This window comes from Citrobacter sp. EC_71, from assembly GCF_019584005.1.
Taxonomy (GTDB): domain Bacteria; phylum Pseudomonadota; class Gammaproteobacteria; order Enterobacterales; family Enterobacteriaceae; genus Citrobacter; species Citrobacter werkmanii.
The window spans coordinates 67,071-91,849 of record NZ_VDAY01000016.1 but is presented as its reverse complement, the minus strand read 5'-3'; the positions used below and the strand labels follow the sequence as shown (position 1 = coordinate 91,849).

Genomic DNA, 24,779 nt, shown 5'->3' with positions numbered 1-24,779 from the left:
TATTCCTTAAAACTAAATTTTGAAAGTTCTGTTTAGTTCACTAAACAAACATTCAACTACTAGTTTTTTAGGATATTTTTTTATCTCTCGAAGATATCTTAGCTTACCAAACCGGACAGAATATTTTACTAATGCGGCGCATAGCCATTTATTATTCTTACTCTGCAGGTTAGTTAATCTCTTTTCGAGAATATGCTCAATATGCGTTCTATTTTTTAAACAATATTGATGATATAGGGATATGCTGTCAGAAAAAATATTTCTCCTTTTTGTTCGAGATAGAGAGTTATTGAGCACTCTGTAGCTAAAAACAATCTCATTTAAGTTTCCAAATTTAGCACCTAATTCATGCATCTTCATCCATAGAGCTAAATCCTCGGCAAAATGGTAACCATCTTTACCATATTGGATGTGATGATCTTCAAGAAACTTTCTCCTAATCATGACTGATGGATGAGCGAAAGGTACCGAAGTGCACAGACAGATATCAATCATATCCGTTAGTATTGGTACCAATCTTAACCCAAGAAGCTCACCATTCTCATCGATCTCATAATAATGCGAGCCAATAACATCCAGTTTATTTTCATCAATATATTGAAACTGCAGTTGTAATCTATTCCGATGAGAAATATCATCGGAATCCATTCTTGCTATGTATTGTCCCTTGGCTCTGCATATTGCATTATTCAAACTCGCCACAATTCCCATATTTTGTTGTTCAATAATTGAAATTCTAGAATCTTGTCTGCTATATTTTTCTAATATATCTTTAGTGCTATCGGTAGACCCATCATTAACAATGATAAATTCAAAATCTGAAAATGTTTGATTCAGTACTGATTCTATTGATTCAGATAGATATTTCTCTGCATTATAAACCGGCATTATTACAGAGATCATAGTCATTTCATATTCTCTTCATTTTTACGATTCACAATTGAAACTGTTCTTAGCATCTTCAAGAAAGCATCAGCAACTTTTGCATTTGAGAACTTTGTGTTATAAATCAGTTGTGATCTATTTTTCATTACATCAATCGATGACTGATCTGCTGATAAAATTCTAGTAAGTCCATCCGCCAAACTGTAAACATCCTGCACTTCAGTAAAATAACCATTCCCATCAATCAAGTCTACTAAGCCCCCGGTCTTCGTAAATAGGCAAACGTTGCCGGTGGCTAAGCCTTCTAGGGCAAACATAGATAACCCTTCAAAGCGACTAGGAAGAATGACTAAATCAACTGATTGTAGTGTCTCGATCAAAGCCTTATGGTTGATACTATCTATAAATGTTATACACTCAATATTATCAGCTAGTTTTATTAACCTTTCTTTATATTCACCATTCCCAATTACACATAAATCAAGATTATCTCTTAGTTTTGGATCAATTAAATTTAAAGCAATAAATAAATCCTCAAATCCCTTTTGAATATAGCCCTCACGTTCCATCCTTCCTAGCATAATTGCTTTAAGTTTATTACCATTGTCTATTATATTTTCAAACTTTGGATCTGGAAATATAGTATTAGGAATGATATTAAAGTTAACCTCTCCAATTTTAATTACATTATCAGAAAAGTAATATTTTTTTACAAAATCAATATGAAAACTGTTTGTTGATGAAATCCATTTTATTTTTTTCGATACTATGTTTTTAATTAAATATTTCTTTATCTTATAAATTAAACTTGGTACAAAAAATGTATATTCAGTCTCAGATGTTGAATGTACACGGACGACAGTTCTACTCATAATCTCTTTGTCTAAGAAAGAAATTAAAAATGGCTGATCGAATGTTTCGATAAATAACAACTCATATCCATCATCTTTCATTAATTCATTTATTGTTTTCGCCCTTCGGTATTCTGATAAAAACTTCCCAAAAAATTTTAAGCTATGATTTATATCTAATCTTCGCACTTCTAAACGTTCGGAATTGATTTCCTTTTCATTCTTAAGTAATGTCGGAGTGAGTACCGTGATGTTAATATCATCTGAATATTGTAACAATGAATAAATCAGATTCAAATATGCGTTTGCATAACCATTATTAAGAGGATAGAAATCTTGGCAATAGAATAATATTTTCCTCACGTTTATACCTCTATATTTTTTATTTTATTCAATGCAGATCTAATAACCATATGCATATCATAATATTTATATTCAGCTAATCTCCCCCCAAAAATTATTCTTTCTTCTTTTTTAGCTAGTTGCTGATATTTTTTGAATAAACTCATATTTATGTCATCATTAATCGGATAATATTCTTCTTTTCCAAGAGACCAATCCGTAGGATATTCTCTAGTTATGAGAGTCTTAGATGATTTATTTTCAAAGGAAAAGTGTTTATGCTCAATTATTCTTGTATATGGAACATCCTTTTCTGTAAAATTTATCACAGCATTACCCTGAAAGTTATCAACATTTAATATTTCACTCTCAAATCTCAAACTTCTATACTCTAATGTTCCAAAACGATATTCATAAAAAGCATCAATTGGCCCCGTATATATTACCTTACTGGCTAACGAGTTATAATAAACTTTATCTTTTAAATAATCTGTATTTAATCTAACTTCAGTATCTCCAATCATTTTTTCAATTAAGCAGGTATAACCTTCAGTTGGAATCCCCTGATATTTATCATTAAAGTAGTTATTATCAAATGTGAACCTAACGGGTAATCTTTGAATTATAAATGGCGGTAACTCTCTCGCACTTCTCCCCCATTGTTTTTCAGTGTAACCCTTAATCAAAATTTCATAAATATCTTTACCAACTAATGAAATAGCTTTTTCTTCTAAATTTTCTGGTTCTTTACCATTTAGTATTTTTCTCTGCTCTGCAATGATTTGTTTTACTTTATTTGGATCAGCCTCTCCCCATAGCTGATAAAATGTATTCATATTAAATGGTAAATTATAAATTTTATCTCTGTACACTGCTAAAGGTGAATTTGTGAATCTGTTAAATTCTGAAATTTCATTAACATAATCCCATACTTCTTTATCGTTTGTATGAAAAATATGAGCACCATATTTATGAACATGAATATCATGTACATTTTCAGTATAAATATTTCCACCAATATGGTCTCTTTTTTCAAGCATTAGTATTTTTTTGCCTTTCTTAGACAATTCTCTAGCACAAACAGAACCAAACAATCCAGTACCAACGATGATATAATCGTACATCCCCCCCCCTTAAAATATATTAATTTTCTTTCGCTTAAGAAATAAAAACATAGTAGTTACAACAAAAAGTTCTGTAATAAATATTGCGATTCCAGCCCCAACTGCACTGTACTCATAAACTAATGGAAATATTATCATAAGATTTAATAATGCCCCAAAGAATAAAATCATGCTAAATTCTTTTTTGTATGAGTGCGATAACATTGTTTGTACACCAAAAATATTACTCAACGAAATAAAGAATGGGACAAAGGCTAGCCATTTTAATATCTCTACTGAGTTGATATAATTCTCCCCTGCCACTGTCAATATTATGTATTTCGAAAAAAAGAATAAAACACATGACCCGATAAGGGATAATCCGCCAACATATTTAACACTTGTTTTTATAAGATCTAATGCTTTTTCATAATGCTCATCGAAAAGATTATTTACTCTAGGGAAAATTGCCTGAAAAATTGGTCCTAGCAAACCTTGAGCTGCATTACGTACTATATTTGCTGCATTAAAATATCCAACGGCAACAGGACCACTTATGAAACCTAGTATAACAGTTATGCTTACTGTATAAAGACTTATAGATGAAGTTGAAAGAAATACATGTATACCTTCTGTATACCTAAGCTTTATTTCTGACCAACTAAAATTGTAGCCTTCTATCCATTTATTATTAATAAGAATAATACATGAAATTAATCCGGCCAAAAAATTAACCCCACTTTGTAAAAGTGCGGCCAGCCAAATATCTGTTGGACTATTTACAAATAAAAAAGTCAACGGTATTATCAGGAATCTTGAAAAGATTGTGCAAAAACTTATCCACTTCATTCTCTCCAATCCCTGATATAGCCACACAGGATATATCACATTTCCTAGCAGCATAGGGAAAAAACATAATAGAATTAACCAGATTTCTCTATATTTGGGTATACAAAAGATCATTAAAATGAAAAGAATACACGAAATAAATAATAATATTATTTTTGCATTTATTATGCTCCAGAATATAATGGAAAGTTTATTTTTATTATTAGCATGTTTAGCTATTTTTTGTGTTCCTGTCCAGTTAAAACCATAATCAGTCAATAAAACAAGATACTGTATTGTTGCTTGGCTAAATCCAAGTATACCAAAATGTTCAACTCCAAGAACTCTTACTAGATAAGGAAATGTGATAAGAGGAAGTATATAAGAACTTCCTTGAACTAATAATAAATATAATATATTTTTCTTTATTGAATTGTTCATAATCTGGCTTGCTGGTGTGTTTATGTATCCGCCAGGCAGGCTACCGCCTTGGCTTTGTTGCTACCAATGCACATAAATACTATTTCTTCAATCATCCTATAATAACGTTTTTATCTAATATATAACCAACATTTTAGTTCCATTTTTTACAAATAAGAACTAATGTAGCTTAACAAACTAAAGGCAGTCAAAGATGGCATTTTTAGTTACGCAACCTTACTGCCTACTGGCATCAATTTATTAAGTTTATGTTTTAGGCCTTATTATTATTAAGACTTTCCATTATTGACTCTCGAAACTTCGCCCCTTCCTTCAAGTTCCGCAGACCATACTTCACGAACGCCTGCATATAGCCCATTTTTTTACCGCAGTCGTAGCTGTCGCCTGTCATCAACATCGCATCAACAGACTGTTTTTTCGCCAGTTCTGCAATAGCATCCGTTAACTGGATACGGCCCCAGGCACCAGGTTGTGTGTGCTCTAATTCTGCCCAAATGTCAGCAGACAGTATATAGCGCCCTACGGCCATCAGATCGGAATCCAGTGTTTGTGGCTGATCGGGTTTCTCAATGAATTCAACGATACGGCTGATTTTACCTTCGTTGTCCAAAGGCTCTTTGGTCTGAATAACCGAATACTCGGACAGATCGCCTTCCATACGCTTAGCCAGAACCTGACTGCGCCCCGTTTCATTAAAACGAGCAACCATGGCAGCCAGGTTGTAGCGCAGAGGATCCGCACTCGCGGTATCAAGAACGACATCAGGGAGCACCACAACAAACGGGTTGTCCCCAACAATTGGGCGAGCACAGAGAATTGAATGACCCAGCCCCAGCAATTGAGCCTGACGAACGTTCATAATAGTTACGCCAGGAGGACAGATGGACTGCACTTCAGCCAGCAACTGGCGCTTAACACGCTGCTCAAGCAACGATTCGAGTTCATAAGAGGTGTCGAAGTGGTTCTCAACTGCGTTCTTAGACGCATGAGTCACCAGGACGATTTCTTTAATGCCAGCAGCTACAATCTCGTCGACAATGTATTGAATCATCGGCTTGTCTACGATCGGCAGCATCTCTTTTGGGATTGCCTTAGTAGCCGGCAACATGTGCATCCCCAGGCCCGCTACCGGGATAACTGCTTTCAAGTTAGTCATTCTATCTCCTACCTCTTAACGGCTGATAAAGTATAGACTTTAGCCGTATGTTAGCCAGTATCGCTGGCTCCATCCTTAACGCCAAATAGGCTGGTTAAGGTAAACCGAATGCAAACACTACACTTCACCAGCACAGAGGTGAACTCAGATTCTTCGGAAACGTGCTGAAATTACCATTTATTATACCGTTTCCGAAAAATCGTTGCTAACTACGTCCCGGATGTTAATTGCAACAATAATCACTCAGAGACAAACGTAATGTCATCTTTCTTATCGTGCAAAAATTCGTATTTTAAAGTGCGATCCAGTCCCTGAGACAATGTGTACGGCGCCACAAAACCTGATGAGTGGACTTTCGTTGCATCAAACTGTGTGGTGGCACAGAACTTCTTCACGCGCACAGAGCTGACAGCATATTTTTTGCCGGTCACTTTACCCAAAATATCAAAGCAATAGCCACCTAACATGCCTAAAGCGTAAGGTAAGTGTGCTGAGGGGATTTTTTTACTTAAGCTCTGTTCAACTTCGGTAACCAGTTGATTCATATTGAGATCGGGCTTATCAACATAGTTATAAACCTCGTAACCAGCTGTCACATTCTTCAGTTTATACTTAATAAACTCAACAATATTACCCACATAAGCCATTGATTTATAATTCGTACCAGCCCCAACCATCATAAACTTACCACCTGCAATCTGCTTGAGCAGGTTATAAACATTGCCACGGTTGCGCTCACCAAAGATAACGGTTGGACGAATAATAGTCAGCGAACGATCGCCCGGCGCTTTCGCATGCCATTCACGGAGAACCTCTTCCGCTTGCCACTTGCTTTTACCGTAGTGGTTGAAAGGGTCGTGCGGATGATTTTCGTCAGGATTGGTTTTGTTCAGACCATAAACGGCAACTGAACTGGTAAAAATGATGTTCTTAACATCATTTTTCTCCATAGCAGCCAATACATTGCGCGTCCCTTGAACGTTCACATCATAGTAGAGTGACGTAGGACTGACATCATCACGGTGTTCAGCTGCTAACAAAACGATTGTGTCATAGCCTGAAAGCGCCTGATCCAGAGCTTGTTGATCGCGAACATCGCCAATTTGCGTGATTTGCGGATAGAAGTGACTTTGCTGTTTATCCAGATTGTGGATATCAAAATCTCCAATAGCCGTTTCCAGGAGTCTGGTCCCCACGAATCCCGAGGCACCGATGAGCAAAACTTTATCGTTCATAAATCACTTTGTCTGTTCAAAATACAAGAATCATATGATAAAGATGAGCATCTTCCCTGAGTAGTCAACGCTGCCCAGCCCCAGCTTTAACAGTAATTGAGTGATTATAATCTTTTAGCCAATGATATCCAGTAAGATTATGGTGGGGTTACCTCCCATGCCCCGGCAGTCGAAAATTCACCGCTTCTACATTCACCACCTGATGGTTTACACGGTCAATGTCAACTGAACTTTGCCCGGTTTCGTTTACCGCATGGATATTCGCCAGCGATAGCAAGGTGTCCTGTTTGGCCATAAATTTACCGCGTACATCCTGGCGCAGATCGAAGTGCATCTTGAGCGCGGGTCCCGTCTTGGATTGCTGCATGACCTTGATGTTGCGTAAGAAAAGGTGCTGCGGTTGGTTGTGCAACTCCAGCGTGGCGCGCTTCATCTCTAGATTAGTGATGGCCACAAAAGACGTGGCATTACCGGAGGAGATCTGGATGCCACGTAATTTGTATTCCAGTTTCGAGTTATCCAGATGAATATTATTTAACTTAAAATTTTGCGGAATGGATAAATATCGCCCTTTGATGACGCCATAGCCAATGAGCATACCTGCGCTATTCTCCATATTGATATTATCAATAACGAAATTATCACATCCATAAATCGCGACCGTTGCATTATCAATACCCGCTTTCTTACTGAAATCCGGAGTGATATTTCGCGCGGTAATATTACGAATGACAAAATGTTTGCCGTTCTCCACATGGACTAACTGTCGGCAGTCGGAACCGGTGATGTTCGCCACCACAAAGTTTTTTACCGCCAGTTCCTCGGGATAGCTATTGTCATAAGTACTCCCCGCCAGCCCGATACCGATACCCCAATTCACATTGCCGTTAGTACAGTTGATACGTTCGATAACATGATCAGAAATGAGGATATTGCTGTCATTTATCGCCACATTCCACTCGATAGCGTCACCCTGCAAATCGCTAAAACGGCTGTTCGTGATCTTTACGCCGTCCATGCGGTTATGAAAGCCCTGACGCAGGATCCCATAGTTAGCACGCGTAACGGTAATATCCTCGATCGTCAGATTACGCATCAGCCTTGAGTTTTTGCCGCCAATATAGATTTGCGTTACCGGAGCAAAACCACTCATGGCAATCCCTTTTATTACGCAGTCCGACCCCCGCACATCGAGGGTAACATTCCTCAGGCTCCCGCCCTGCCCGCCCATCACCTTGCATCCATCCTGCAGAACAAAGCGCCCACGCCCATTGCCGCTTATGCGGCCTTGAACGGATAGCGTTTTGCCTGGCGGAATAACAATCGCGGTATTAATATTCTTACATTCCAGCCCTTGTGGTACGACTACCGTTTGCCCTTCCGTGAATGCCTGCCTGAAGGATGCGACCCAATCCTTTGGGTTGTAATCCTGAATATTGACGCTGCCAGATGATTCAAGCGCCCGACCAACGGGAGAGTGCAGCACGACAAGCGCAGAGCCTGCCGTCAGAAAAGTACGACGTGAGAGTTTTTTTTCTGACATACAACCTCGATTTACATCGTTTGCAGCAGACTGGCTAACTGTTTATTAATCGCTAACTGATTAAATTCAGTTTCAATTTTTTCTCGCGCGCATTGCACAATCGGTTGCACCTGCTCACTGTCGAGTTGGCTGAATGCCGCCAACCGTTCAGCCAGCGCCTGAGCATCGTTTTCCGGCGCCAGCCAGCCAGATTTACCCGATTCCACCAGCTCAGGGATCCCGCTGTGAACCGTCGAAATAACCGGGATCCCCACCGCCATCGCCTCCATCAGCGCTACCGGGATCCCTTCCATATCGCCATCCCTGCCGGTGATGGAAGGCAACAGAAATACATCTGCCTGCTCAAGCATCTCCTTCACATGATGGCTGGGTTTAAAGCCGGGCATCTCAATCACATCATCGAGTTGGTATTGTTCGATCAGCGTCCGCAGACGACGCTCCCAGGGACCAATGCCAAGAATGCGATAGCGAAATAAGACGCCCTGCTCTTTCAACTGCCGACAGGCTTCGATGGCGACGTGCAGCCCTTTTTTCTCGGTTAAGCGCGCGACAGAGATAATCTCCAACGGCGCGGCTGGCGATTTCAGTTGGCGGGGGGTAAAGCGCGTCATATCGATTCCCATACGCGAGACGGCAATTTTCTGCGGCGGACATCCCATGTTTTTTAACCGTCCGGCCCAGAGATTGCTGATGGGCAGCATCAAGTCACCGCGCTGAAACAACTGCTTATATTCGGGGGTATAGCGGGCCAAAACGTCCCGGTGTGAAATATCAACTCCATGAAATACCGTAGCTATTTTCCCGCGGAGCATCCCAAGCTCACGCAGTTTGGCAGCCGTCACGCCTGCCGGGCCAAAGTGCGCAATAAAGACATCCGCCTGAAACGCCTGCGGATTTCCACCGCAAATAGCCGCCAAAATCAGATTGCGCGCCTCGTCGCCATAGCGAGAGACATTCAGCGCTTTCCAGGTGGCCGCACGGGTGATGCCCTGCAATGCAGCAGCCGCCCTGAATTTCAGCTTTGCCAGTTTGCCGTCCGGTTCATTCAGCAGCCAGCGCGTTTTATCGCCCAATTGGTAGGCATTAAATGAGGCATGCGTATTTTCAAGATCGCCCTTATGCATCGCGACAATCTCCACCTCATAGCCCATATCGATAAACGCAGTGATCTGATTTAACACAAAGGTCTCTGAGGAGAGTGGAAATTTAAGCAGGAAAAAACCAATCTTCATTTTTCCCCCTCAATGCGCGTTAATACCGACTCCACCATGCGCACCCCACGTTCGCGTTCACGCATAACCGCATCCCCTACCCGTATGTTCAGTTCGGGAAGCTGTCCGAGAATATCGGCGACCCTGCCCTCCAGGCTGCCATCTAAAAGATGGCGAATATCGACGGCCATTTCCGGTAATCCCAGTTGCTGCATGATCCCTGCCGACTTGTGCTCGTAGTTAATGGCGATGGCGGGTGTCATAAAATTCATCGAAATGATGGCAGAGTGCAGGCGGGTGCCCACGGTCAGGTCGCATGCCCCGAGAATTTTACCCATCTCAAGGTCGTTGAGTTCATCCATGACCACGTGATAACGGGCCGGATCGTTAACATACTGACGCAGGTTCAACGCCACCATACGGTCATCTTTGTTGTAACTATCAATACCGGTACAGGTTGACAGCGCTATCACCTGGTATCCTTCAGCGAGAATGCGGTTCACTACCCCGGCAAAGGCTTGTTCATAGGCCTGTTGCGTGGTTCCCAGACGCTTATCAAATGGCGCCAGCTCACGCAAAGTAATGGCCACAGTCTTCTGCTTTGCCGCCATGTGCAACCAGTGCTGTACGGCGTAGCCCGGCTCAAAATCCTGATGATGATTGTCGACCAGCCAGGCGGTATCCACGCCAGCTTCCACTTTTTCCGTGGTTATTGCGCTGCGTTTCATCAGTTCCAGACTGACTGATTCGCGCAAAATCAGCGCATTACAGTGACCAAAAACGTAGTTAGCCAGTTGATTAAACTGCTCATCCTGGAATGGCCCCACGCTGTGTCCAATCATGTACAGCGGTTTTTTTGCCATAAATGAACACAGGGCATGTTCGAACTGCGGCACACCATACAAATCGACAAAAAACGATCCGCCGACCTGGATAATGGCGTCGTAGCGCGACAGTAAACGGACAAAATCGGTAAATCCCTGGGCGATAGCGATGTTGCGCAGATTGCCGGAGTCAGTAACGCGCGAAAGCAACACCTGGTGCTGATAGCGACGGCGCAAGACCTTCTTCACCCGTCCCATAACGCCCGCAGCGTTGTTGTGTTGCTTCATCTGCGAATATAATGGATCGCCCATCACCGGACGGTTGAGTAACCATGAGGAGCTTACCGGGTAGCGGCTCATAACATCGACTTCAGTCTCGGGACGCTGCGCGTTAATGGCATCCAGCAAACCGCGCAGAATAGCGCTATCCCCTCGGTTCCCGCAGGTATGGTTGCCCAAAATTAATAGTTTCATTATGACCTCTTAAAGCGTTGTTCTTATCCTGCACGGAGCAAGGTTTTCATTTTTTCATTGCGACAAAGCTGACGTTTTATTTCCACCACCAGCGGGTGGCGCGACAGCACAATCATCACCGCAAACGCCAGCGCTCCCGCCGCGATTTGCAACCCCAGCACCGCGATTAACGGTAGTTGGTTGCGCAGGGTAAAACCCAGCACATAGCTCACAACAACGGTTGGCAAGGAGAGATACAACGGTAGCCACAGACTGAGCATGTACTGACGGTAGCTGGAGCCGAGGACAGGTTTGATCATCACGAAATAGCTGAGGATGGTGTTAATCACCTGAACCAGCAAAAAGCCCAGCGTCACGCCTGTCGCCCCCGCCAGATGCCCACCGATGAAAATGGCCGGAATAAACAGAAAGGTTTTGAACACATTGAATTTGAAGCTGATATCAACCCGCGCCTTCGCCATCAACAGCGAACCGATCGGATTCCCGACAGAGCGCAGTAGCCCGACAATGCACAACAGTTGCAGGATGGGGACAATACCGTTCCACTTCTCGCCAAATACCAGCGGCACCAGATTGTTTGATACCACCATTAATCCCAGCAGCGCCGGAAAATTGATGATCCCGACCACCGACAGCAGCTTGTAAAAATTCACCCGCAGTTTTTCGCTGTCGTCCTGAATTTTGGCAAACGCCGGAAACAGAACGCGGGTAATGATCGGATTCAGTTTGATTGGTGGTACAACCGCCACGTTCCAGGCAAGATTGAATCCACCCGCGACGCCTGCCCCCAACGTTCTGGCTAACAGCAGCGTAGAAAGGTTGGTATTGATGTAATTAATGATGCTATCCGCCGTCAGCCATGCGCCGAAACGTAGGTTTGACGAAACGGAAGCCAGCGAGAAATGCAGCCCCGGACGGTAAATCTGGCGACCAAAATAGCCGAACAGCAGCGTACGTAGCGTACTGTTCACCAGATACCCCAGAATGGCCGTCAGCGCGAGCGGCCAGAAATGGGCACTGACCACGGTAAAGGTAAAACCGGCCAGCACCGAACTGGTCTCAATCATGCCGATTTTGTTAAAGGCCAGTTCTTTTTGCATCAGCGCGCGAAACTGCTGCCCGTGCGGTATTACCACAAACGCCAGTGATAACGCTTTGATGAGCGGCGCCAGTTCAGGATTATTGAGGACGCTGGCAATCGTCTCGCTAAGCAGAAACATCGTCACGCATACCACAATACCGAGTCCAACATTGAGCCAGTACAGGGTGGTCAGCTCAAGGTAGCCAATCTCTTTACGCTGAATAATGGAATTGGCAATGCCAAAGTCAGACAACGTGTCGGCCAGCGCAATGATCACCAGCGCCACGGTTAACAACCCGAACTGATGATTATCAATAATCCGCGCCAGGACGGTCATCTGGATAAGCCCCAGACCTATAATGATCACCGTGGCAATCGCAGACCACTTCGCGCCATTCAGTGTTTTTTCTCGTAAGCTCATGTTAATACGCCGCTTTGTTCACAAAGCCTTTAAATATCGTCAGAAAAACAATTTTGATATCGAACCATAGGCTCCACTCGCGAATATATTCGAGGTCAAATTCCACACGTTTTTCCATTTTTTCCAGCGTATCGGTTTCCCCCCGCCAGCCGTTGATTTGCGCCCAACCGGTAATGCCCGGCTTCACCTTATGGCGTAACATGTATCCTTCGATTAGTTGGCGGTACTGTTCGTTATGCGCCACCGCGTGCGGACGCGGCCCGACGATAGACATCCCTCCCGTCAGCACGTTAATAAACTGCGGTAACTCATCCAGTGACGTCCGGCGCAGAAAATTCCCCACCGGCGTCACGCGCGGATCGTTTTGCGTCGCCTGCGTCACCACCGCGTCGTTTTCCATCACTTTCATTGAACGAAACTTCCAGACTTTGATCGGCTTCCCATCCATGCCGTAACGGGTCTGACGGAAAATTACCGGTCCTTTTGAGGTCAGTTTCACCAGTAATGCAATGCCGCACAGCACCGGGGAAATCAGCAGCAGGATCAGCGTGGCCAGCACGATATCTTCCGCGCGCTTCAACAGACGGTTAATTCCCGAGAGCGGCGTGTCATACAGCGGCACCACCGGAACACCGTTCATCTCTTCAATCCGTGAATGCAGGATGTTGAAGGTAAAGACATCTGGGATGAGGATCACTGAGCAGGTGGTGTCGGCCAGATCACGTACCAGTTTTTTTACGCTGGCGCCATCGCTCATCGACATAGCGATATAGACGTTATGAATGCGTGAGGCTTTGGCGTCATCCACCAGCTGTTGCAGGTTCCCGGCCCAGTCGCGGGAGTTTTTGCCGGGGATAGGATCGTGATAGACACCGGCCACTTCAAACCCCAGCCACGGTTCATGGCGAAAGCTGTCCAGCAGCATTTGTCCGGCGGGCAGGTTGCCTGCCACCGCGACCCGGCGGGTGTTGTAACCGCGATTACGCAGCCATCCCGCGCCGTAGCGAATAAACGAACGACTCAACACCAACCCTACGCTTGACAGCAGATACCATGCCAGCCAGACCGCAAGACGGTTATCGAAATCATTATTAAAGGCAATTAAGCCTGCGCTAAAAATCAGGCTCAGCGTCCAGTTTTGCAGCAACAGCACCAGCTCAGTGGATATTTTGACGCCGCGCCAGGAGCGATAAAAATCCGTTATCCCGCCGAGCATCTGAAAAACCACCAGCGTGATCAACGCCACCAGCAGGTGCATGTACAGGAAAGGCAAACCGCTTAATTCGCAGATTACCCATAGCCCGCCAAACATGATGGTGATATCCGAAAAGCGTTGCACCATCGAAATTAACGACGCATTGGTTTTGGCGCGTTCGCGCTTCTTTAGATGTGTCATCGTGGTTCCTGTTAGTCGCCCTGGCCCATCATCGGGCAAAGGAAGCACCGGCATTACTGATTCAGCAACGCCAGAAGAGTGCGCGTTCGCGCTTCCATCAACGGAATATCTCCGCGCGATTCCACGTTCAGGCGCACCACCGGTTCGGTATTGGAAGAGCGTAAATTGAAACGCCAGTCGACAAACGACATGCTGATGCCATCCGTTCTGTCCACCGTCAGCGCTTCCCGGGAAAAGTGCTGCTCCACGCGCGCAATAGCCGCCGTCGGCTCTGCCAGCGTACTGTTTATTTCTCCACTCGCCGGGTACGCCGCCATCCGGTCACGGACCAGTTCGCCCAGTGACTGTCCTTTCAGACACAGCAGCTCCGCCACCAGCAGCCACGGGATCATCCCGCTGTCGCAGTACGCGAAATCGCGAAAATAGTGATGCGCGCTCATCTCGCCGCCGTAAATGGCATCTTCATGGCGCATACGCTCTTTGATAAACGCGTGTCCGGTTTTTGACATCACCGGTTTACCGCCGGCCGCCGTCACCACATCCACGGTATTCCATGACAGGCGCGGGTCGTGGATAATTTTCGCCCCCGGATTCTTCTCCAGAAACGCTTCCGCCAGCAGACCGACAATGTAGTACCCTTCTATAAACTGGCCTTTTTCATCGAACAGGAAGCAGCGGTCAAAATCCCCGTCGAAAGCAATTCCCATATCCGCGCCGTGTTCAATCACCGCGTTACGCGTGTCTGCCCGGCACTCCGGCAGCAGAGGATTGGGAATACCGTTGGGGAAATTGCCATCCGGCGTGTTGTGAATTTTGATGAACTCGACCGGCACGCCCAGCGCCTTAAAACGGGCTTCAATGGCATCCACCACCGGGCCTGCCGCGCCGTTACCGGAATTGAGCACCAACTTCATCGGTTTCAGGTTGCCGGGATTGATGTAACCCAGCAGATGGTCGATGTAGGCATCGCGAGGATTAATCCGCTGGTAGCGGCCACGTCTGCTCTCATCAACCGCCGGGAAGTCATTCGCTTCCGCCAGATGCTGCACGTCGCGCAGACCGGTATCGCCGCTGATGGGCCGCGCCCCTTCCCGCACCAGCTTCATGCCGTTGTAATCCAGCGGATTATGGCTGGCGGTCACTTCAATGCCGCCATCAACGCCAAGATGGAAAGTGGCAAAATAAATCTCTTCGGTGCCCGACATACCAATATCCAGCACATCCACCCCTGCATCCTGCAGTCCTTTCGCCAGCGCCAGCTTTAGCGTCTCGCTGGTCAGGCGCACATCGCCGCCGAGGACGATGGTTTTTGGCTTCAGGAACTCGCCGTAAGCGCGGCCAATGCGCCACGCAATCTCTTCATTTAACTCTTCGCCCAGTCGGCCGCGGATGTCATACGCTTTAAAACAGGTCAGTTTTGTCATGATTTACCCTTTTTCAGGCAACAGGAGGCCCTGACTCTTAATGAGCCTTTTTAATGAGTGTTAAATGCATTGCCTGGTGCGCATCAGCGCATCAGGCATCAGGCGCGCCCGTATCTGTCCGCAAACCGCACCACATCATCCTCATCGAGGTAAGATCCGGAGCGTACTTCAATCAGATCGAGCGGAATTTTCCCGGGGTTCTCCAGACAGTGGGTTGCCCCGAGAGGAATATAGACAGACTCGTTTTCAGCGAGCAGTTTGATATCATCATTAATTGTCACTTTCGCGGTGCCAGCGACGACAACCCAGTGCTCAGCCCGATGATGATGCATCTGCACGGACAATCCCTCGCCAGGCTTGACGGTAATTCGCTTGACCTGGTAACGGTCTCCGGCATCAATGGAGTCATACTTGCCCCACGGACGATAAACTTCGCGGTGAATGTGGTGTTCATGGCGTCCGTCAGCTTTAATTTGCTCCACCACTTTTTTGACATCCTGTACCGCGTTGCGATCGGCAATCAGTACCGCATCTTTGGTCTGCACCACCACCAGATCTTTCACCCCAACGGTCGTCACCAGCCCGGATTCGGCATAGACGTAGCTGTTTTCCGTTTTGTGGCTAATGACGTCGCCGTGATGCACATTACCTTCAGCAGTATGGGCGCTGATTTCCCACAGCGATGACCAGGAGCCGACATCGCTCCAGCCTGCGTTCATGGGCATCACCACCGCATCGGCCGTACGTTCCATTACTGCATAATCCACAGACTCTTCCGGGCAGGCGAGAAACGCCTGTTCATCAACGCGAATAAAATCGAGATCGGGATCGACGGTACTCATGGCATTCTCGCAGGACTCAAGGATGTCGGGACGATACTTTTTCAGTTCCTCCAGGTAACGACCGGCCCGGAACAGGAACATACCGCTGTTCCAGTAGTAGTCGCCGCTTGCCACATATGCCTGTGCGGTTTCCAGATTAGGTTTTTCAACAAACTGCGCCACCTCAAAAGCCACCGCGTCAGTATTCGACGGTGAAACCTCACCTCGACGGATATAGCCATAGCCGGTCTCCGGCTGGTCCGGAACGATACCAAACGTCACCAGTTTACCCGCGCTGGCATACGGCATCGCATTGCGAACCGCTTCGCGAAATGCCTCTTCGTCGGCAATCATGTGATCGGCCGCCAGTACCAGCAGCAGCGGATCGTCCCCCGGACACTGACGTTTTGCCGCCAGCGCAGCCAGCGCTATCGCCGGCGCCGTGTTGCGTCCGGCAGGTTCGAGAATAATGTTCTCTGTTAGTTTGTGCAGTTGCCGTAACTGTTCCGCAACGATAAAACGGTGTTGTTCATTGCAGATAACCACCGGACTTTCGCACTCCACACCGTTCAGACGGCAAATCGTCGTCTGCAACATGGTGAGATCACCTTTCAGACACAGGAACTGCTTTGGATACAGTACGCGAGACAGCGGCCATAAACGGCTCCCCGAGCCACCGGCCATCACTACCGGAAAGAGTTTGTTTTGACTCATCATGTACCCCGAATATCAGCAATAAATTGACTCAGCACGTTTTCTTTATCCAGCGTGCGTTCGGCATACTCACGTGCCACCGTGTTAACTTTTGGCATGGTTAGCGCCTGTTGAATCCCGCCAACCAGCGCATTCACTGATTCAGGCTCGACACACACCGCGATGCCTGGGTGAGCGTTACACAACTGACCCAACTCGGTCTCAGGTTCGGCGGTAATCACCGCGTTACCGCCAACGGCGAGAATATTAGTCAGTTTGGACGGCAGTACCGCATCCGCCGCGCCGCGCTTTTGTACGACCAGATGACAGTCCGCGAGCTTGAGCAGCGCAGGCAGCGCGTCATAAGATTGCAGCGGAAAGAACATTACGTTACGCAGGTCGCGTTCGCTGGCCATGGTCTCCAGCCGCGCTTTACCCCCGCCCTGCCCGACAATCGCAAACAGCCAGGGTTGCTCACTCAACTGGGTCGCCGCCTCGATAACGCTCTCCAGCCCCTGCTTTTCACCGATATTGCCCGAGTAGAGAATGATTTTTTGATCTGCGGGCAATCCCAGTTTCTGGCGCAACGCCAGGACATCGGCGTCGGTCACGTCACGAAAGCGCGCCACTTCCGACCAGTTGGGAAAGAAAATAACCTTGTGTGGCGCAACACCTTTTTCCATGGCTTTGTGCATCATGGAACGGGAAATCGTCGAAACATTATCCATGTTGTGCAAACCACTGCGTTCAAAGGCGCTGGCCAGTTTCGCCACCATACCGCGCTTACCTTTGCCCGCCATACCAAGTCCCAACATGGCATCGACTTCATAATCCTGAATGTGGAGCAGCGTGCGTGCGCCGCTGAGTTTTGCCAGCAAGCGCATACCCGGCGTACAAAACAGCGTCGGCACCACGCCGATGATGCGATCCGGCTTCCAGCGACGTTGCGCCAGCAGCGGGAAGAAACTGCTCAGGGCGAAACTGCCCAAATGCAGCAGGCGCTTGAGCGTTGAGGGTTGCTCAGGCACATACAGCGGACAACGCCAGACAGTGGCATCCCCCTCCTCGCGACGATAGCGCCAGGATGAATAGCGACCATTAACTTTCCATTGCGGATAATAAGGCGGCGCGGTGATCACCCGAACGTCATGACCTTGTTGCGCCATCCACTCCACCATTTCACCGGTGTATTTGCCGATACCGGTCAGCTCCGGCGAGTAGTTGATGCCATACACCAGGATCTTCATAGCCCAGGCACTCCGGTCTGGCTTGCCGGGCAGAAGTAAGCCCGGCTGTTGGCGTGTACGCTGTCACTGGCCAGAATTTGCGTTACCGCCAGCCAGCGGTAGGCATCATGTTGGGCATCAGGCAGTTGCAGGTCGTTTTCTGATACACACAGACGAAATCCCAACACGATGTAATGCGTTGAGAAACCATCCCCGGAAAAGTTGTCGTCATAGAAGTGCTGCCAGACACCATAAAACTCAGCGGCGGACAGCGGTAGACGCACCCCCAACTCAGCTTCAGTCAGCCGTTCAAAAGCCGCGTGGAGCGATTCATCTTTTTGCACACGACCGCCGGGAACGAACCAGTAGCCCTGCGCCGGACGATTGAGACGCTTACCGAGCAGAAACTCTCCCTCGGCATTTTCCACGATCAAATCGATAGAAATCAGCGGGGTTGAACGTACAACGGTGGCAAAATCCTCATGACGTAAAAACATGCTTACCCCCGATAACGCTGCTGGTTTTCAAGGAACCACTGCCAGGTGCTGGCAAGCCCTGCCTCAAGTGATATCTCGTGATACCAGCCCAACTGATGCAAACGCGTAACGTCGAGCAATTTACGCGGCGTCCCGTCCGGTTTACTGGCGTCAAACACCACGCGTCCCTTATAACCCACTACCTTTGCGATGGTCTGGGCCAGCTCACGGATGGTGCAGTCCACGCCGGTACCCACATTGATGTGCGACAGCATCGGCTGGGTATATTCCTGCCAGACTTCCTGAGCCAGCTCCATCACGTGGATACTGGCTGCCGCCATATCATCCACATGCAGAAACTCGCGCATCGGCGTACCGCTTCCCCACACCACCACATCCGGCGCATTTTGCTCGCAGGCTTCGTGAAAGCGGCGCATCAGCGCCGGGATCACATGCGAATTGCTTGGATGAAAGTTGTCATGCGGCCCGTACAAATTCGTCGGCATCACCGAGCGATAATCACGGCCATACTGACGGTTATACGATTCACACAGCTTGATGCCGGCTATTTTGGCAATCGCATACGGTTCATTGGTCGGCTCCAGTTGCCCCTGCAAGAGTTCGCTTTCGGCTATTGGCTGGGTAGCATGTTTGGGATAAATACACGATGATCCGAGAAACAGCAGTTTATTCACGTTATGCAGATGCGCCTCATGAATAATGTTGCTCTCAATCATCATATTTTCGTAAATAAAATCAGCGGGATAACTGTTATTGGCTACAATTCCCCCCACTTTTGCCGCCGCCAGGTACACCTGGTCAATACGTTCAGCGGCGAAGAACTGACGCACCGCGGCTCCGTCCAGCAGGTTAAGCTCATCGCGGGTACGCAGCACTAGTTCGACATTATCTCGTTGGGCCAACTGTCTTACGATGGCGGACCCCACCATCCCGCGATGGCCCGCCACAAAAATACGTTGTCTATTCATCCTCAGTACTCCAGCGCGATGGCGACCTCGTATCCGTGCGACTTCAGCAGGGAGTGTTTCTTCGCTGCTTCAAGGTCGTTAGCGACCATTTCTGAGATCATCTGGCGCAGAGTAATCTCCGGTTTCCAGCCGAGTTTTTCATGTGCCCTGGCTGGGTCGCCCAGCAGCGTTTCTACTTCTGCCGGACGGAAATAGCGCGGATCGACGGCGATTATCACGTCCCCAGGTTTCACACCCGGCGCATCGTGTCCGGTCACGGAAACCACAATGCCTTTTTCATTCACGCCCTCACCTTCAAAACGCAGTTTGATACCCAGTTGCGCCGCCGCCATTTCTACAAACTGACGTACGGAATACTGCACACCGGTGGCAATGACGAAATCTTCCGGCTGTTCCTGCTGTAGCATCATCCACTGCATTCTGACGTAATCTTTGGCATGCCCCCAGTCACGCAGCGAATCCATGTTGCCCAGGTACAGGCAAGACTCCAGACCCTGAGCGATGTTGGCAATGGCGCGAGTGATTTTACGGGTGACGAAAGTTTCACCACGGCGTGGAGATTCGTGGTTAAACAGAATGCCGTTACAGGCATACATACCGTAGGATTCACGGTAGTTAACGGTAATCCAGTAGGCGTAAAGCTTAGCTACCGCATAGGGCGAACGCGGGTAGAACGGCGTGGTCTCTTTCTGCGGGATTTCCTGCACCAGGCCGTACAGTTCTGAGGTGGAGGCCTGATAGAAACGGGTCTTCTTTTCCAGACCGAGGAAGCGGATAGCCTCCAGCAAACGCAACGTACCAATGGCATCGACGTCCGCGGTGTATTCCGGTGAGTCAAACGACACCGCGACATGACTCATGGCGCCCAGGTTATAGACCTCGTCCGGTTGGACCTCTTTTAAAATACGGGTCAGGTTGGATGAATCCGTCAAATCACCATAGTGCAGATGGAATTTGGGGTTGCTTGAATGTGGATCCTGGTAGATATGGTCCACACGTTCGGTGTTGAATGATGAAGCGCGACGCTTAATGCCGTGTACTTCATACCCTTTTTCCAGCAGGAGTTCTGCCAGGTAAGAACCATCCTGCCCGGTTACGCCAGTGATGAGAGCGACTTTTGACATGTTATTACCTCTTCAATGATCCCCTCAGGGAGTAACTTTCTCAACGCGTTCGCGCGTGACTACTGCGGGGTTTCCCCGACAAACGACATTTGCTGGCAGCGATTTAAATACGCTGCTGCGTGCTCCAACGACTGTGCCATCGCCAATCGTCACGCCTGGCGCGACAAAGACATCTGTCGCCAGCCAGCATTTATCGCCAACCACAATCGGTGTGGCGTTAATATCAAAATATTGGCTGGCGTAATCATGACTTCCGGTGCATAAATAACTTTTCTGCGAAATAACCGCATGGGCGCCAATCGTAATATTACCTAACGTGTATAAAACCGCGTCATCACCCACCCAGGCATAATCTCCCAGGGTTAATTTCCACGGATAAGTAATTTTTACTGAAGGTCGAATAACTACGTTTTTTCCTATTTTCGCGCCGAACATTCGTAATAAAAACGCACGCCAGCGATACATTACCTGGGGTGACCAGCGAAATAGTGTTGCCTGTACCGCCCACCATAATTGCACTTTAATGACGCCGCCACCGCGAAAACCTTTCGGCACGTTAAAGCCGCTTAAGTCTTGCATAATGTGCCCTTACGTTTTGCCATATAAGGTTTTGGTTTTACCGGTTGTACGCAACCGTAAATATTCAGAAACCCCAGTAAAAAAACCTGGCATATGTAATATCTGCCGCTGCACTTTTTTTGCATCGCGGCATAATTCCAGATTATTCGTCGTTGACACCCCACCCATCGAAAACTCGGACACCAGCCCGTCCAGTTTTTTGAAAGCGTAACCAGACTTGTATAATTGGGCGGCCAGCGCGTAATCGGACGATATTTTATATTGCAAATCATAGCGCCAGACATTCAGCCCAGAGAGCGGAAAAAAGATGGCCTGATGACTGGCGGGCAGGCTGTGATAAATATACCAACCCGGCTTTGCCCGGCGCTTAATTTTGTTACCATTGCCAAAATCCAGCAACGCGTCGCCGATAACCATGGCTTTATCACTCTGCGTTTTTAACTGGCGGATGAACTGAGCCGCATCAGCATGCAGAATATCCCCGGAATTAAGGAACAGTGCAAACCGCCCGCGCGCCATCGCAATGCCTTTGTTCATCGCATCATAAATGCCGTTATCCGGCTCGCTGACAAACCGTAACTGGTGCTCTCCACCGAGTCCTTCAAGAAACGCCGACGTACCGTCAGAGGAGCCCCCATCGACAACAATCCACTCAAAACTGATATCGCCTGCCTGCGCCAGGTGTGCCAGCGAGGCGTGAGTTTTGACGATCCCTTCCAGATTGCGAAAGGCGACGGTAATAATACTGAGCAGCATGTGATTTACCTCGCGATATTCAGCGCCTTGCGCAAAATAAACGGACATACAATTAAAAAAGCGTATTCCGGACTAAATACTGACCCTGTAAAAAACAGCGACAGCGGCGTAAAAAGATATAACTGCACCCGATAATTCTGATTATCACCAAAAGCAGTGATCATCATCTTCATGACTTTCCCCATGTACCACAGGGTTAATATCACGGCGAACCATGAAAAATAAATAATCAGCAGATACAAACCATTGTCTATCGTTTTACCCACATCCGCACCGTTAAAAATTCCGAATGACGCGACATATTCATAAAGCGAACCGAATCTTACTACACCATCAACATGCATTAGCGAATAACCGACCATTACTAACGGACCTACGATTCGATAATACGATGATGAACCCTCGGTTCCTAAATCTCCAAGGCGCGTTGCGATGTACGGAAACGCGAATATCACACCGACTAAAAACACGCTTAATGAGATTATCGCCAGCGGCAGCTTCTTCTTTATCGCATCCTTATTCAGGTACTGGAACGCCCACTCCAGGAGATAAAACAAAATAAACGTCATTACCCCTGAAAACGATCCTGATAATACTATCCCTGCCAGAATCATAGCATCGGACTTAGGCGTTTTGATACCAAACTGTTTGATACTGAGCCAAATTGAGATTAACGCCAGAGCGAAGAATGCCGGTTCAAAATAAAGTGCGGTGGTGCGTTTTCCGCCAAACTTAATAAAGTTCAGAACATAGCTGTTACTGTAAATAAGATATTTCGAAATAACTTCCATTAAACTGCTGCCGCCGCTGAGAATGATCTGTGCCATTTCAACTGCCGCTAACCCCACTACCAGCCCAACGACCAGCCAGAAAAAGCGCAGGATCTTAATGTAGTTATGCGGCGAAATGGTTTTGAAGCGAATGCTCCACACCATGCCAATAATCACCACAGTATAGACAAACAGCATCGCGGACGTGACGTACTTACTGGCATCCAGCGATTGACCGAACAGGTAGTTAAACGCCGTCAATCCTCCCCCCACGCCCAGCGCTATCATTAATTTTTTAATATTGATGCGCTCGACAAACAGCAACAGCAGAACGGGCAAGAATGTGACAATCGTTATCGGGAAGCTCTCGCCAAGCTGGGCAAGTTTGACGTTAACCAGCAGATAAAGCAGCGGTAGCAGCAGATAGCTACAGATTCTGATAGAACGAGACATATTCCTCCAGCATCTGTTGCCCACTGTATGCCACCCGGCTGCGCTGGCTGAACTCGGCAAGCGACGTGTCGAATACCGCCTGCGCGATGTCTGATTTTTTCAGTTGTACCAGCCGCAGTACATCCGCTTCACTGAACGTTTTACCGCCCGCTTTCGCCAGCACCTCCCGTGCAGCCTCGCTGTGCGTAGCAATTACCGGTACGCCGATGGAAAGCGCTTCGCACAGAATCAGCGGGTAATTATCAACGCGGGAGCTGAACACCAGTCCATCCATCTCGTTAAGCGCATTCATCAACGTTCGCTTATCGCTTTCGAAGCCATGATTGATAACGTTATCGCCAACAAAGGGCGAAAATTTGCCGAAGGTATGCAGCTCAATTTTTTCTCCCAACGCCATCAACTCCTGCACCAACTGCTGATTGGTTTTACCGTCATAGCGCAGGTCATGAGCCACTACAGCGATTTTCGGTCTGCCGTGTGGCTCATATTTGGCGGGCAGGTCGGCAAGAATGGCTTCGGTTGCCACATCAATACCGTTGTTAATAATGCGGCAGCGCCCCACGCCATACAGGCTGTTGAACGCGTCGGCCACATGCTGGCTGGGAGAGATAAACTGGCAGCCAAGCGCTAACATGTCGCGAAACATCTGCCGTTTTCCGGGCAATTGCTGATGGGCTTTGTCAATTTTTACCGGCGGATAGTTACTCAGCGTCGGGCATTTCTGGCAGCCCGTTTTCCAGCTTTCGCAACCATCGGTGAAAGCACAGCGTCCGGTCACGCTCCAGTGATCATGCAACGTCCAGACAAAGGTGATGTCCGGTTTATGCGCCTTCACCTTTTGGCAAAAGGCCACCACCTCTTCCAGATTCAACCAGTAGCTGTGCAGCACATGAAAATGCAGCACCAGCGGGCCGGAAGTGCGGGTCACCGTACGGTATAAATTATTGAGATTGCCGAACAGATCGCGGTTAGCGAAACGAAATAGCGCAATATTCGCCACCGATGTCAGACGCGGCGTATGTTTGATAACATGCGGATAATCCCTGTGGCTGGCGCTTTTCTTGCCACCTTTGCCATAGCCGTACACAAAGCGCGACGACAGTCCTTTCTCCAGCGCACGAAGATGCAGATCTAAGGCTACGCCTGCCGCTCCACCTTCTGCGAGTCGCACATTAAATTGCAAGATATTCATTTTGTTACCTTCACTCGTGCTTTCTCGCCCACCACCAGCGTGTTGTCAGGGATGCTATCCACCACCACGCTCCCGGCGCCAATGGTCACGTTATCGCCGATAGCGACATTGCCGAGCACAGTGACGTTAGCCCCCAGCTCGACACCGTTACCGATGACCGGACAGGACAGATCTTTGTCGCCAGGATTGCCAATGGTGACACCGTGGCGCAGGGTTAAATCGTCCCCTGCCACCACGTGTTTATTGATCACCACGCCATAACCATGATGGATGGTCAAACGACGACCGATAGATGCAGCGGCCTGAATTTCATAACCAAACAGGCATTCAGTGATCAGGCGATACAGCACCAGCACCGGCGCAGCCCACAGGTTGTTCAAGATATTTTTTTTACGCCAGACGGAGCAAAAATGGGCAATCCGATAGGCCACTACCATGCAGCAGGGGCGCAGACTCCAGCCGTTCGCGCGTAAATCTTCCAGCAT

Annotated in this window: 22 protein-coding genes; all 22 read right to left on the bottom strand. The window is 47.7% G+C overall.

Annotation, left to right across the window (positions count from 1 at the left end; translation table 11 throughout):
* Positions 1–12: 12 nt before the first annotated feature.
* The 22 genes from FHD02_RS17360 to wcaB all read right to left on the bottom strand — a co-directional run bounded on the left by FHD02_RS17360 (position 13) and on the right by wcaB (position 24,779).
* On the bottom strand, positions 13–909 hold the full coding sequence (locus FHD02_RS17360) for a glycosyltransferase family 2 protein (RefSeq protein ID WP_137371232.1): 897 nt from the start codon (positions 907–909) through the stop codon (positions 13–15).
* Positions 906–2,099: a glycosyltransferase family 4 protein gene (locus FHD02_RS17355; protein ID WP_137371231.1), complete on the bottom strand. Its 1,194-nt coding sequence runs from the start codon at positions 2,097–2,099 to the stop codon at positions 906–908. The genes FHD02_RS17360 and FHD02_RS17355 overlap by 4 nt, the downstream gene beginning before the upstream one ends.
* A gap of 2 nt (positions 2,100–2,101) precedes the next feature.
* Positions 2,102–3,202 (bottom strand): UDP-galactopyranose mutase, encoded by a 1,101-nt coding sequence (gene glf, locus FHD02_RS17350; protein ID WP_137371230.1) that lies wholly within the window; start codon positions 3,200–3,202, stop codon positions 2,102–2,104.
* Between the two features lie 9 nt (positions 3,203–3,211).
* On the bottom strand, positions 3,212–4,450 hold the full coding sequence (locus FHD02_RS17345) for a flippase (RefSeq protein WP_137371229.1): 1,239 nt from the start codon (positions 4,448–4,450) through the stop codon (positions 3,212–3,214).
* 253 nt (positions 4,451–4,703) lie between these two features.
* Positions 4,704–5,606: a GalU regulator GalF gene (gene galF / locus FHD02_RS17340; protein WP_137371228.1), complete on the bottom strand. Its 903-nt coding sequence runs from the start codon at positions 5,604–5,606 to the stop codon at positions 4,704–4,706.
* A gap of 239 nt (positions 5,607–5,845) precedes the next feature.
* The gene (locus FHD02_RS17335) at positions 5,846–6,841 is read right to left on the bottom strand and encodes an NAD-dependent epimerase/dehydratase family protein (RefSeq protein WP_137371227.1); all 996 of its coding nucleotides are present in this window, start codon (positions 6,839–6,841) and stop codon (positions 5,846–5,848) included.
* A gap of 148 nt (positions 6,842–6,989) precedes the next feature.
* A complete protein-coding gene (gene wcaM / locus FHD02_RS17330) occupies positions 6,990–8,384 on the bottom strand; it encodes a colanic acid biosynthesis protein WcaM (RefSeq protein ID WP_220394128.1) in 1,395 nt (464 codons plus the stop codon).
* A gap of 11 nt (positions 8,385–8,395) precedes the next feature.
* Positions 8,396–9,616 (bottom strand): colanic acid biosynthesis glycosyltransferase WcaL, encoded by a 1,221-nt coding sequence (gene wcaL / locus FHD02_RS17325; RefSeq protein WP_220394127.1) that lies wholly within the window; start codon positions 9,614–9,616, stop codon positions 8,396–8,398.
* The gene (gene wcaK / locus FHD02_RS17320; protein ID WP_220394126.1) at positions 9,613–10,893 is read right to left on the bottom strand and encodes a colanic acid biosynthesis pyruvyl transferase WcaK; all 1,281 of its coding nucleotides are present in this window, start codon (positions 10,891–10,893) and stop codon (positions 9,613–9,615) included. The genes wcaL and wcaK overlap by 4 nt, the downstream gene beginning before the upstream one ends.
* A gap of 23 nt (positions 10,894–10,916) precedes the next feature.
* Complete coding sequence (locus FHD02_RS17315) at positions 10,917–12,395, bottom strand: MOP flippase family protein (RefSeq protein WP_137371223.1); 1,479 nt, start codon at positions 12,393–12,395, stop codon at positions 10,917–10,919.
* Between the two features lies 1 nt (position 12,396).
* The gene (wcaJ, locus tag FHD02_RS17310) at positions 12,397–13,791 is read right to left on the bottom strand and encodes an undecaprenyl-phosphate glucose phosphotransferase (protein WP_137360839.1); all 1,395 of its coding nucleotides are present in this window, start codon (positions 13,789–13,791) and stop codon (positions 12,397–12,399) included.
* A gap of 53 nt (positions 13,792–13,844) precedes the next feature.
* Positions 13,845–15,215, bottom strand: coding sequence for a colanic acid biosynthesis phosphomannomutase CpsG (gene cpsG, locus FHD02_RS17305; protein WP_220394125.1), 1,371 nt, complete (start codon positions 15,213–15,215; stop codon positions 13,845–13,847).
* Between the two features lie 98 nt (positions 15,216–15,313).
* Complete coding sequence (gene cpsB, locus FHD02_RS17300) at positions 15,314–16,750, bottom strand: mannose-1-phosphate guanyltransferase (RefSeq protein WP_079223538.1); 1,437 nt, start codon at positions 16,748–16,750, stop codon at positions 15,314–15,316.
* The gene (gene wcaI, locus FHD02_RS17295) at positions 16,750–17,976 is read right to left on the bottom strand and encodes a colanic acid biosynthesis fucosyltransferase WcaI (RefSeq protein WP_137371221.1); all 1,227 of its coding nucleotides are present in this window, start codon (positions 17,974–17,976) and stop codon (positions 16,750–16,752) included. Before wcaI ends, cpsB begins: the two co-directional genes overlap by 1 nt.
* The gene (locus tag FHD02_RS17290; RefSeq protein ID WP_137371220.1) at positions 17,973–18,452 is read right to left on the bottom strand and encodes a GDP-mannose mannosyl hydrolase; all 480 of its coding nucleotides are present in this window, start codon (positions 18,450–18,452) and stop codon (positions 17,973–17,975) included. Before FHD02_RS17290 ends, wcaI begins: the two co-directional genes overlap by 4 nt.
* Before the next feature lie 2 nt (positions 18,453–18,454).
* Positions 18,455–19,420, bottom strand: a complete 966-nt coding sequence (locus FHD02_RS17285; RefSeq protein ID WP_220394124.1) for a GDP-L-fucose synthase — start codon at positions 19,418–19,420, stop codon at positions 18,455–18,457.
* A 2-nt stretch (positions 19,421–19,422) separates the two neighbouring features.
* Positions 19,423–20,544, bottom strand: a complete 1,122-nt coding sequence (gene gmd / locus FHD02_RS17280; RefSeq protein WP_220394123.1) for a GDP-mannose 4,6-dehydratase — start codon at positions 20,542–20,544, stop codon at positions 19,423–19,425.
* A gap of 24 nt (positions 20,545–20,568) precedes the next feature.
* Positions 20,569–21,123 carry a colanic acid biosynthesis acetyltransferase WcaF gene (gene wcaF, locus FHD02_RS17275; RefSeq protein ID WP_042307461.1) on the bottom strand — a complete coding sequence of 185 codons (555 nt, stop codon included), beginning with the start codon at positions 21,121–21,123 and terminating at the stop codon, positions 20,569–20,571.
* Positions 21,124–21,132: 9 nt separating this feature from the next.
* The gene (gene wcaE, locus FHD02_RS17270) at positions 21,133–21,879 is read right to left on the bottom strand and encodes a colanic acid biosynthesis glycosyltransferase WcaE (protein WP_220394122.1); all 747 of its coding nucleotides are present in this window, start codon (positions 21,877–21,879) and stop codon (positions 21,133–21,135) included.
* Between the two features lie 5 nt (positions 21,880–21,884).
* Positions 21,885–23,102 carry a colanic acid polymerase WcaD gene (wcaD, locus tag FHD02_RS17265; RefSeq protein WP_220394121.1) on the bottom strand — a complete coding sequence of 406 codons (1,218 nt, stop codon included), beginning with the start codon at positions 23,100–23,102 and terminating at the stop codon, positions 21,885–21,887.
* A complete protein-coding gene (gene wcaC / locus FHD02_RS17260; protein ID WP_042307454.1) occupies positions 23,077–24,294 on the bottom strand; it encodes a colanic acid biosynthesis glycosyltransferase WcaC in 1,218 nt (405 codons plus the stop codon). The genes wcaD and wcaC overlap by 26 nt, the downstream gene beginning before the upstream one ends.
* Complete coding sequence (gene wcaB, locus FHD02_RS17255) at positions 24,291–24,779, bottom strand: colanic acid biosynthesis acetyltransferase WcaB (protein WP_137360832.1); 489 nt, start codon at positions 24,777–24,779, stop codon at positions 24,291–24,293. The genes wcaC and wcaB overlap by 4 nt, the downstream gene beginning before the upstream one ends.